The following is a 10134-nucleotide window of genomic DNA, read 5'->3' as shown; positions in this document are numbered from 1 at the left end:
CGGCAGGGCCGAGATCGAGGCTGTCGCCTGAAAAGTAACGGGAAAGGGGATCGTCGGCCCCAACGCTGATTTGCGCAACAACGCCCGGCGGGTCCACCGGCGCAACCCATCACGCCAGCTCTCGGCAATTCGTGATCTGGCGGGCGGACATTTTGACGTGCTGGCGGGCGTAATCTTTGACGATGACTTTCGTGTTGTCCGGGCAGCACTCATCCCTCGCGGCGTGGTGGAGAAACGCTCAACCTTCGTCGCGCACACAAACAGCCACAAATTTCTCCTGCGAGATGATGTGTGGGAGGCACAGGGGGTCCAGGATGTTACGGTCGAAGTCGCGGCCGCCATGCCGTAAGTAGGTAGTTGGACGTGATGCGCAGGCGGAGCAGGTCGGTGCCACAATCTCGACGACATGTCGTGGTTGATCATTCTGACTATGAACGGCACGAACACGATTCCTTATCCCGGCTCGACCGCTGCGCCCGAAGATATCGTGGCGCTCGCAGACGAATATCGGCGCGCAGCAATTGCGCTGATGGAATCCGGCCGGAAGGGCGAGCCGCTTTCTCGTGCCCCTGGACGGCTCTGCGCAATCCACGCAATTGAGCTTTACCTCAACGCCTTTCTCCTGGTGGGCGGAACGCCTCCGGAGCAGGTCAGATCCCATTTCCACAACCTTGCCGCACGGGCGGAGAAGGCGATCGACAGTGGATTGATCCTGCGAAAGCGTACTGCTGAGCACCTCCGGAAGATGACAGAAACCAGAGAGTATCTCGTTTCTCGCTATGGACCGGAAATGACGTCGACACTGTCAGAGCTCAATCGTCTCATGGCGACGCTGGAAGAGGTCTCGAAGAAAACCAGTATCCGGATAGGTCTTGTTCCGCAGGGTGCTCCCAAGGACAACTTGCCGGAGAACCGTGATGGCTGATCCGCTCGACAACCCGACGCTGCACCCTCGGGCTCTTACCGTACGAGAACGTGCCCCTGGGTTCAAATGGCACAGCTATGCTGGATCCCCCAGATCCTCACAGGCCTTCTGCCTGAGTGCCTTTGGAACGCTTCGTTCGCTGAGCGCCAGGGACCGGGTCCTTGAAGCTCTCTTTCGTCACGCCCTTCCCGGATTTCCACCACGACGTCGTCCGCGGCGCTGGTCGATCCTGCCAGAGGCCGAAAGCCCTGAGCTCCTGTCCGAGTTGGGTACTCAGCAAGCGACCAGCATCGATGCTCTTTGCCTGTCGTCGGACGAGGTCGTCTGCATAGAATCCAAGTTTGCGACCGACGCCGAACACGGCTTTGGAGGGTGCAGTCAGTTTCCCAAGGCTTGCGCCGGTTTCCGTGGCCCAGGATCCGATATCGCCAAGCAGACTGACGCGTGGTGCCGCCTCGAAAACTGGGAGGGTCACCGGTCGCCTCGAGCCTACTGGAGCTTGGGAAAGCGATGGTTTCGGCCCGAGATTTTCAATCGCCAGACCGCATCGGACGTCTGCGCCCTTCGTGGGGCCAACTACCAGCTGATGAGAAATTTCCTATTTGCCGCTTCCATCGCAGAGCGAGACAAGAAATCGCGTTTCGGCGTTCTGGCGATTGGCCCGCGCAAGTATGCGTCAGTACTCGCTGAGCAGGTCGCAGCCTTTCGGAGAGACATACTCCTTCCGGACTTTCGGGATCTGATCGCCTTTGTCGACTACGAGGAGTATGCGGACATCCTCGATACGGCAAATGCTCCCGATGCTGCAGAGCTCGCTGAATTCCTTCGAGAACGCATCCGCCATGTTGTCGGACGAGGCGACGCAAAGAGGCACGCGCCTGCTTCGAACTGACCCGAAGTCAAGTCCAGCGCCCGTCGCCCCACGTGAAAACCGTATCGCGCCAAATGCCAAACAGAGACTCGCGCCATTCTGGGCGACTATTTGGCCTGCATTTTCAAGTCTCTAGGGGTTGACGTGGTCTGCAAGCCACGGAAATCACGTGCCAATGCACGCCACGCAAAATCGTTTAAAATCAATAGGTTATGTGGTGGCGGAGTGGAAGGGATTCGAACCCTCGAGACGGTTTCCCGCCTGCACCCTTAGCAGGGGTGTGCCTTCGACCACTCGGCCACCACTCCGCCGACCCGTTTAATGAAGGCGCCGGTGGGGGGCAAGGGGGAAACTGACGCGAATTTGCCCTCCGTCGCGCGCGGGCGGGGCCGGGGTCCATCCGGGGCGGATCGCCGCGCCCCCGCAGCCGCAAGCGGTATTCCGGTCGCCCGGATTGCCGGCCCGCACGGCCCCGCCAGAGCCACCGGGCAAGCGCACGGGGCAGGGGCAGAAGGCGCCCCTTTCATTGTTCCTGAAATACGCAAATCCCACCCCCACCACCCGCGCGACCGCGGGCAGGGGCGAGACGACGTCCCGCGCCGGTGTCAGGCGTTGAAGAGGAAATGCAGGACGTCGCCGTCCTTGACCTCGTAGCCCTTGCCCTCGACGCGGAACTTGCCCGCCTCCTTGGCCCCCGCTTCGCCGTTGCCGGCGACATAATCTTCGTAGCCCACGGTTTCGGCCCGGATGAAGCCGCGCTCGAAATCGCCATGGATGACGCCTGCCGCCTGCGGTGCCAGCGTGCCCTTGCGGATCGTCCAGGCGCGGGCCTCCTTCGGGCCCACGGTGAAATAGGTCTGTAGCCCCAGCAGCTCGTAGCCCGCACGGATCAGCCGGTCGAGGCCCGCCTCGGTCAGCCCCATCTCCTCGAGGAACATCTCCTGCTCCTCGGCGTCGAGCTGGCTGATCTCCTCCTCGATCCGGGCCGAAATCACCACCGTGCCCGCGCCCTGTTCGGCGGCCATCTTCGCCACCCGCTCGGATTGCGAATTGCCGGTGGAGGCGGAGCTTTCCTCGACGTTGCAGACGAAGAGTACGGGCTTCGAGGTCAGAAGCTGAAGCTGCGACCAGGCGCGTGCCTCATCCTCGGGGATCTCGACGGTGCGGGCGGGGCGGCCGTTTTCCAGCGCCTCCTGCGCCAGGCGCAGAAGCTTGTCCTGAACCACGGCCTCCTTGTCGCCGCCGCGCAGCTTGCGCGTCAGGCCCTGCAACCGGCGTTCGATCGACTCGAGGTCGGCCAGCATCAGCTCGGTCTCGATCGTTTCGGCATCGGCGATCGGGTCGACCCGGCCCTCGACATGGGTGACGTCGCCATCCTCGAAGCACCGCAGCACATGGGCGATGGCGTCGACCTCGCGGATGTTCGCCAGGAACTGGTTGCCCAGGCCCTCGCCCTTGGACGCGCCCTTCACCAGACCCGCGATGTCGACGAAAGTGATGCGGGTCGGGATGATCTGCTTCGACCCGGCGATCCCCGCCAACGTGTCGAGGCGGGCATCCGGCACCGCGACCTCGCCGACGTTCGGCTCGATCGTGCAGAAGGGGAAGTTCGCCGCCTGCGCAGCCGCCGTCCGCGTCAGCGCGTTGAAGAGGGTCGACTTGCCGACGTTCGGCAGCCCGACGATACCCATGCGAAAGCCCATCTTCCTCTCCTTGCCGCTTGGCGCCTTTGGTTCAGGGGGCTTTTAGGCAAGGGGAGGGTGGCACGCAAGCGGCCGCTTCGGGCACCGTGGGGGGCACCGGCTGGCACCGGGGGCGTCAGACCACCCCGAGATGGGCGCGCAGGGTGTTCATGTAGCCGTAGTTCATCGTCCACTGCCGCATCGGATGCTCCCGCACCACCTTGTCGGCGCGCATCGCGATGTCGCCGTTGAACGACCTCAGCCCGCCGGACGGCATCTTCTCGTACTGGATCAGCGAGTTCGCTTCCATCAGCAGCGAGTCGGTCGCGCCGGGGGCGGTGATGTAGACCCAGGAATTGCGGATCGTCTCGGCCAGCAGGATCGACCAGGCGTTGCGCTTGCCGCCGACGGTGGTCGGCAGCGCCTTGATCGTCAGCCCCTTGAGCGAGCTGCGCCAGCCGATCCCGTGCTTGAGCTGGTTGGCAAAGGAATCCCCGGTCGTGCAGTGGCGGGCGTTGCAGGTGATGATCTCGACGGTGCCGAGGCCGGGGTTCACCGCCTTCCACTCCTTGATCACCTCGTGGATCTCGCGCGCGGACTTGTTGCAGAGTTGGAATGAGTCCCCATGCCCCCAGAAGGCAAGGGTCGTCAGCCCCTGCACCGGTCTGGCCGGGGTCGTCGCGATATCGCCGCACTGGGCGCCCGGCGTGACATTCGCCAGCGCCTGCGCGCGCGGGCCATGCGACCCGTGGCCGCCCTGGTAGAGAATCTGGTACATGGAACGCGTCTCTCTGATTTGCCGTAACGTCACTTACCCTTCGGGGAGTGTACCCGCGTGATCGCGAATGCGTGAATGTTATTTTCGGTAGCCCTGACCCCGACCCGGCCCTGGCCCCGGCGGCCGCGCCACGACCGGACGGCCCGCCCCACCGCCGGTCCGCACGGCCGCCCAAAACCGTCGTCCAGGCCCGGCCGGCGGCCCATGGACCGTTGCGCCATTGACCCCGGCAGCGCGATCCGGCACAGGAGACCCTAGCAGCACCCGGGGGAGAGCCATGACCCGCATCGACCGCAAGTTCGCCAGCCTCAAGGCCGAGGGCAAGAAGGCCTTCGTGGCCTATATCATGGCGGGCGATCCCGACCTCGAGACCTCGCTCGAGGTGATGAAGGCGCTGCCGGGGCAGGGGGTCGACGTGATCGAGCTGGGCATGCCCTTCACCGATCCGATGGCCGACGGCCCGACGATCCAGCTGGCCGGCCAGCGCGCGCTCGACGGCGGGCAGACGCTGACGAAGACGCTCGACATGGTGGCCGCGTTCCGCAAGGGCGACGATACCACGCCGGTGGTGATGATGGGCTATTACAACCCGATCTATTCCCGTGGCGTCGACCGATTCCTCGCCGAAGCGCGCGAGGCCGGGATCGACGGGCTGATCATCGTCGACCTGCCCCCCGAGGAAGACGACGAGCTGTGCATCCCGGCTCAGAAGGCAGGGCTGAACTTCATCCGCCTTGCTACCCCGACCACCGATGACCGGCGCCTGCCGAAGGTGCTCCAGAACACCAGCGGATTCGTGTACTACGTCTCGATCACCGGGATCACCGGCGCGGCGGCGGCACAGGCCACCGATGTCGCCCCCGAGGTCGCCCGGATCAAGGCGGCGACAGACCTTCCGGTGATCGTGGGCTTCGGCATCACGACGCCCGAGGCCGCGAAGCAGATCGCCGGCGTCGCCGACGGCTGCGTCGTGGGCTCCGCCATCGTGAAGGAGATCGCCTCGGGCAAGTCCCCGGCCGAGGTGGCGGCCTTCGCCGGCAGTCTCGCCGCCGGCGCGCATTCCGCCTGACCCGCCCCGCGACTCTGGGATCTTGACCGCCCGCCCGCGCGCCCCCAGCATGGCGCCGGGAGGATCCGACTTGACGCACATACCGACATCCATCGAGGCCGTGCAGCAGATGCTCGCGGGCCAGAACTACGTCTGCGGCCGCCCGCTCGCGACCGTGACCTTCCTGTCGCTCACCCTCGGCAAGCCGCTGTTTCTCGAGGGCGAGGCCGGCGTCGGCAAGACCGAGATCGCCAAGGCCATCGCCGCGGGTCTCGGCCGCCGCCTGATCCGGCTGCAATGCTACGAGGGGCTGGATGCCGCCTCGGCGGTCTACGAGTGGAACTTTCCCGCCCAGATGATCGCGATCCGCACGGCCGAGGCGGCGGGCGACACCGACCGCGCCACCCTGCAATCCGACCTCTTCTCGGAACGCTACCTCACCGCCCGGCCGCTCCTGCAGGCGATGCAGCCGCAGGCCGGCGGCGCGCCCGTGCTGCTGATCGACGAGCTCGACCGTACCGACGAACCCTTCGAGGCCTTCCTGCTCGAGGCGCTCTCGGATTTCCAGGTCACGATCCCCGAACTCGGCACCATCACGGCGCCCGAACCGCCCATCGTCATCCTCACCTCGAACCGCACGCGCGAGGTGCATGACGCGCTCAAGCGCCGCTGCCTCTACCACTGGGTCGACTATCCTGGGTTCGAGCGCGAGATGGAGATCCTCCGCGCCCGCGCCCCCGAGGCGACCGAGACCCTCTCGCGCGAGATCGTGGCCTTCGTCCAGAAGCTCCGCACAGAGGATCTGTTCAAACGCCCCGGCGTCGCCGAAACCATCGACTGGGCAAAATGTCTCCTCGCGCTCGACGTGATCGACCTCTCCCCAGAGGTGATCGCCGACACGATCGGCGCGATCCTGAAATACCAGGACGACATCCAGCGCCTCCAGGGCTCCGAGGCCAAGCGGATCCTCGACGAGGTCAGGAAGGACATCGCCGCGCAATGATCCCCCGCCCCACTTTCTGCTCGAAAATATCCCGGGAGGGCGCCATTGCCGCGCCATTGGTCCAAGTGACGATGGCGGCGAGGGCAGCGCCCCCGCCGGCACCGCCGCCCCCGCTGTCACGGCCCTAGACCGATGCCGCACCTCCCCGACCTCCCCATCCCCGAGGACGGCAAGCTTGCCGGCAACATCGTCCACTTCGCCCGTGCGCTGCGCAAGTCCGGCCTGCCGATTGGCCCCGGCGCGGTGATCGACGCGATCCGCGCGGTCGAGGCCGTGGGCTTCACCGAGCGCGAGGATTTCTACTGGACGCTGCACGCCTGCTTCGTGCGCCGCCCCGAACACCGCCTCGTCTTCGCCCAGGTCTTCCGCCTCTACTGGCGCGACCCGCGCTATATCGAGCACATGATGGCGATGATGCTGCCGGCCGTGCGCGGCATGCAGGAGGATCGTCGCGCCGCACCCGCCGAGAAACGCGCGGCGGAATCGCTCCTCGACGGGGCCCGGCCCGAGATCCCCGACGAGGGGCCAAAGGCGCCCGAGGAGGAGCGGATCGAGATCGACGCTGCGCGCACCGCCTCGGAACACGAACGCCTGCGCGCGCTCGACTTCGAACAGATGTCCACCGACGAGATGGCGCAGGCCAGGCGCATGCTCGCCCGCCTCACGCTCCCCGTCCGGCCGCGCTCCTCGCGCCGGACCCGGGCCGAGGCGCGCGGCGCGCTCCCCGACTGGCGCGGCACGCTGCGCGCCGCGATCCGGCAGGGCGGGGACCTCGATGATTTCGCCCGCAAGGCGCGCCGCACCCGCTGGCCCAACCTCGTCGTGCTCTGCGACATCTCGGGCTCCATGTCGGCCTATTCCCGTGCCGTGCTGCATTTCCTCCATGCCGTGTCGAACCAGAAGGGCGCGGGCTGGGCGCAGGTCCATGCCTTCACCTTCGGCACGCGTCTCACCAACATCACCCGCCAGCTGCGTGCCCGCGACGTCGACGCGGCGCTCGCCGCCGCCGGGGCCGAGGCGAAGGATTGGGAGGGCGGCACGCGGATCGGCAGCTCGCTGCGCGCCTTCAACCGCGACTGGTCGCGGCGGGTGATGCGCGACGCGGTGGTCCTCTTGATCACCGACGGCCTCGACCGCGACCCCGAGGGCGTGCTGGAACCCGAGATCGAGCGGCTGCACCTCTCCTCGCGCCGGCTCATCTGGCTCAACCCGCTCCTGCGGTGGGAGGGGTTCGCGCCCCGCGCGGCGGGCATCCGCGCCATGCTGCCCCACGTCGACAGCTTCCGGGCAGGGCACAACATCGCCGCACTCGAGGCGCTGGCGCAGGCGATCTCGGACCCCGGCGACAGCGGCGACAAGGCCCGCCTGATGCGCCGCATGGGCGAGGGCTGACCGCAGAGGTCGCCGGCCGACCCAGTCATCTTGGGGCGTTCACCCGCCGCCCTCATCCGGCGCCCCTCATCCGCGCCTTTCCGTGATCGGCAGGCGCCCGGAACGGCGGCTTTCTGCCGTCTGCCGAGGCCCATGGCACGAAACCCGGTCTCGCGCGTTGGGGAGCGATGGCGCCCCGCAGCCGGCATGGCTCGGGGCGACCCTAACCGGAGCCGGGCTGCAACGACGCCTGCCCGCTGGAGGAAAGATGACACGCAAGCTACTCAAGACCACGACCGCCCTCTGTCTCGCGCTCAGCATCGCGCAGCCGATCCCGACGATCGCCTGGGCGCAGCAGGCACCGCAGAAGTGCGATCAGGGCAAGGATTGCCCGCCCCCGGGCCAGAGCAAGAAGCCCGATCACAAAAACCGCGCCGATGCCCAGAAGCGGCATGACGAGGCCCAGAAACACGCCGAGGAGCAGCGTCAGCAGGCCAAGCACCAGCAGGAGGAGCAGCAGACGCAGGCCCGCCAGACGCAGGACCAGCAGCGTCAGGACGCCCAGAAACACGCCGCGGAGCAGCGCCAGCAGGCCAAGCACGAGCAGGAGGAGCAGCAGAAGCAGGCCCGCCCGCAGCAGGACCAGCAGCGTCCGGACGCCCAGAAACACGCCGAGGAGCAGCGTCAGCAGGCCAAGCACCAGCAGGAGGAGCAGCAGACGCAGGCCCGCCAGACGCAGGACCAGCAGCGTCAGGACGCCCAGAAACACGCTGAGGATCAGCGCCAGCAGGACGGCAAGGCGCCCCAGCCGGCACCGAAACCCCGGGCTGACAAGGGCCGTGATCACTCGTCCCGGCCGCAGGACGGCGGGCCGAAACCCGCGCCGCAGGATCATGCAGGGGCTCAGTCGCAGCCTGCGCCCGATAATGCGCCCAATAATGCGCCCGATACCGCACCGGACGCCTCCCCCCGGCCCAAGGCCGAGCGGGGTGACAAGCCGCAGCCTCAATCCCAGCCCCAGAACCGGCAGGCCGACGCGCCGCGGGATCAGAAGCCGGCACCGCAGCAATCCGGCGACAGCCGTCGCCCGGGTCCGGCCTTCGGCTCATGGCACCGTGACGGCGATACCCGCCCCGAGGCCGCCCGCGCCCCGGAACACGAGTTCCAGAAGGACAAGAAGACCCGCGAGGTGAAGATCGACCGGCAGGACGTCTTCGACCACAGCCGCAACGAATACCGCGACAGTCACAAGCACGACGGCATGACCGACCTGCAGAAGTTCGGCCTCGTCGCGCTCGGCGCAGTGGCGGCAGGGGCGGTGCTCTCGAACGGCGATCACGTGGTCAACAACACCGGCGACCGGGTCGTGGTGCGTTCGGACAGCGGGCAGTACCGCGTCTACCATGACGACGACAGCCTGCTGCGCCGCCCGGGTGCGCGCTACTACACGCAGGATTACAACGACGGTACGGTGCTTTCGAAGGTGATCTACAAGGATGGCACGACCGTCTACACCGTGCGCGACGCCGATGGCCGCGTGCTGCGCCGCACCGTCGACCGGCCGGATCGCAAACCCGTGGTTCTGTTTGACGACGCGGCCCCCGCGCCGACGCCCCAGCCCGAGATCCGGTCGCTGCCGCAGCAATCACCGATCGACCTGGTCTATACCGCCGGTACCCGCGAGGGCCTGCTGCGCGAGACGATGCTCAGCGAACCCAAGGGGGCGGACGGCCGGCACTACGCGCTCGACCAGATCCGGACGATCGCGCGGGTGCGCTATCTCGCGCCCGAGATCGACGTGAAGCCGCTGACCTTCCCCACCGGATCCTCGGCGATCTCGAACACCGAGGCCGACAACCTGTCGACGCTGGGCAAGGTGATGGCGCAGATGGTGCAGGAGGATCCGACGCAGGTGTTCCTGGTCGAGGGCCATTCCGACGCGGTCGGCGACCGTGCCAGCAACCTTGCGCTGTCGGACGCGCGGGCCGAGGCCGCGGCCCAGGTGCTGGTGCAGGAATACGGCGTCCCGCCCGAGAACCTGGTGACCCAGGGGTATGGCGAGAGCGACCTGAAGGAGCAGACGCAGGGGGCGAGCGCGGTCAACCGCCGCATCATCGTGCGCCCGCTGGGCAAGCTTCTGCCGCCGGCCCAGATGGCGCAGAACTGACCTTCGGCGCGGCTTGGGCCCGGTGGCTTGGGCCCGGTGACATCCGGCGGCATCCGGTGGCGTCCCATGCGCCGCCGGATGCCCAGGGGTCGCGACGGGGTTTTGGGGCGGGCCGCGGTGTCCGGCCAATTTGTCGCAGGGGTTTCTTGATGCAGATCAAGGGGCTGGCGCGCCTTCCCGGGCTATATGATCCATGTCGCGGGGATGTGCCGCAATGCGTCATCGGCGCTGCTTCGCGACCTCCCTGATGTCCGCTCACCTCCCTGTGCGGACAGCATCGAACGCCGAG

8 protein-coding genes and 1 tRNA gene are annotated in these 10134 nt (G+C 67.1%); 6 read left to right on the top strand and 3 right to left on the bottom strand.

Features of this window, described 5'->3' with window-relative positions:
- The first annotated feature begins 406 nt into the window (after positions 1-406).
- A complete protein-coding gene (locus CVV76_RS20415; RefSeq protein WP_199178661.1) occupies positions 407-925 on the top strand; it encodes a HEPN domain-containing protein in 519 nt (172 codons plus the stop codon).
- A complete protein-coding gene (locus CVV76_RS24755) occupies positions 918-1817 on the top strand; it encodes a PGN_0703 family putative restriction endonuclease (RefSeq protein WP_146010337.1) in 900 nt (299 codons plus the stop codon). Before CVV76_RS20415 ends, CVV76_RS24755 begins: the two co-directional genes overlap by 8 nt.
- 197 nt (positions 1818-2014) lie before the next feature.
- Here the strand turns inward: CVV76_RS24755 and CVV76_RS20410 are convergent.
- The 3 genes from CVV76_RS20410 to CVV76_RS20400 form a co-directional block, all read right to left on the bottom strand.
- Positions 2015-2104 (bottom strand) — tRNA-Ser (locus tag CVV76_RS20410).
- 297 nt (positions 2105-2401) lie between these two features.
- Positions 2402-3499 (bottom strand): redox-regulated ATPase YchF, encoded by a 1098-nt coding sequence (ychF, locus tag CVV76_RS20405; protein ID WP_102226539.1) that lies wholly within the window; start codon positions 3497-3499, stop codon positions 2402-2404.
- Positions 3500-3614: 115 nt separating this feature from the next.
- A complete protein-coding gene (locus CVV76_RS20400) occupies positions 3615-4256 on the bottom strand; it encodes a hypothetical protein (protein ID WP_102226538.1) in 642 nt (213 codons plus the stop codon).
- Between the two features lie 277 nt (positions 4257-4533).
- On the opposite strand from CVV76_RS20400, the gene trpA reads away from it, so the two are divergent.
- The 4 genes from trpA to CVV76_RS24750 all read left to right on the top strand — a co-directional run bounded on the left by trpA (position 4534) and on the right by CVV76_RS24750 (position 9845).
- Positions 4534-5325 (top strand): tryptophan synthase subunit alpha, encoded by a 792-nt coding sequence (trpA, locus tag CVV76_RS20395; protein WP_102226537.1) that lies wholly within the window; start codon positions 4534-4536, stop codon positions 5323-5325.
- Positions 5326-5434: 109 nt separating this feature from the next.
- Positions 5435-6307 carry an AAA family ATPase gene (locus CVV76_RS20390; protein ID WP_233193046.1) on the top strand — a complete coding sequence of 291 codons (873 nt, stop codon included), beginning with the start codon at positions 5435-5437 and terminating at the stop codon, positions 6305-6307.
- A 132-nt stretch (positions 6308-6439) separates the two neighbouring features.
- Positions 6440-7699 carry a vWA domain-containing protein gene (locus CVV76_RS20385; RefSeq protein WP_102226535.1) on the top strand — a complete coding sequence of 420 codons (1260 nt, stop codon included), beginning with the start codon at positions 6440-6442 and terminating at the stop codon, positions 7697-7699.
- Between the two features lie 247 nt (positions 7700-7946).
- A complete protein-coding gene (locus CVV76_RS24750) occupies positions 7947-9845 on the top strand; it encodes an OmpA family protein (protein WP_146010336.1) in 1899 nt (632 codons plus the stop codon).
- Positions 9846-10134: the final 289 nt, after the last annotated feature.

Source organism: Acidimangrovimonas sediminis (genome assembly GCF_002871005.1).
GTDB classification, from domain to species: Bacteria; Pseudomonadota; Alphaproteobacteria; order Rhodobacterales; family Rhodobacteraceae; genus Acidimangrovimonas; species Acidimangrovimonas sediminis.
Note: the sequence above shows the minus strand (reverse complement) of the source record. Positions and strands in the feature narration are given on the sequence as shown.